This is a genomic window from Arthrobacter sp. TB 26, assembly GCF_000427315.1.
Taxonomy (GTDB): Bacteria; Actinomycetota; Actinomycetes; order Actinomycetales; family Micrococcaceae; genus Arthrobacter.
Map to the genome: position 1 here is coordinate 1 of NZ_AUPJ01000236.1, position 887 is coordinate 887.

At 71.6% G+C, this 887-nt stretch carries 1 protein-coding gene; it reads right to left on the reverse strand.

What is annotated here, in order from left to right; all coding sequences use genetic code 11:
• The coding region (locus K789_RS0108400; protein ID WP_024366369.1) for an MFS transporter at positions 1–887 on the reverse strand (887 nt) is incomplete at both ends.

Genomic DNA, 887 nt, shown 5'->3' on the forward strand with positions numbered 1-887 from the left:
AGCCGTAGCCCAGCCGGTCTGCGAGGAGCCCGGCTAGGACCGGTCCGATGATCGCGCCGCTGTCGGCTGTCATCTGGAAGATCGCGAGCACCCGTCCGCCCGAGCGCTCGTTGCCAATCACGTCGGCCATGGCAGCCTGCTGGGCGGGGCCGAGCAGTCCTGACCCGATGCCGGCGACAGCGGTCGCCGCGAGGAACCAGGGCAGCTCGTGCGTGAAGCCGATCGCCGCGGTCGCGGTTCCGGTGACCAGCAGCCCGGAAATCATCATGGGTTTCCGGCCCAGACTGTCCGCGAGTTTGCCGGAGAACGTCAGTGCCACGGCGTTGGCCGCGGCGAACATGGCGAGGGCCCAGCCCGCCGATTCCGGGCCCGCGTTCAGCGCCGCGACCGCGAAGAGCGGCACTGTGGCCATCCGCACGCCGAACGTCGCCCAGCCGTTCGCGAAGCTGGAGAACAGCCCCGCCCGGTACGCGCTGTCCCGAAGTGCCGTCCGCAGCTCCATCGCCGGCGCCGTGGACCCGTCCGGGCGGGAGGCGGCCGGCACATGGCTCAGCTGGGTCTGCACCACGAGGGCTGCCAGGACCAGGGCGGCCGCGTAGACGAGGAACGGCACCCGCAGCCCGAAACCGGCCAGCAGGCCGCCCACCACAGGCCCGCACACATTGCCGATCAGGAATGCCGAGGCATACGCCCCGGAGACCCGGCCGCGGCTCTCCGGCGGCGCCAGCCGGACCACAAGGGCCATCGAGGCGACCGTGAACATCACTGAGCCGGCGCCGCCGAGGCCCCGGAAGATGAGCAGCTGCCAGTAGTCCTGCGCGAAAGCGCACGCCGCCGTCGACGCCGCAACAATGAGCAGTCCGGCCACGTAGACCGGCCGTTCCCCG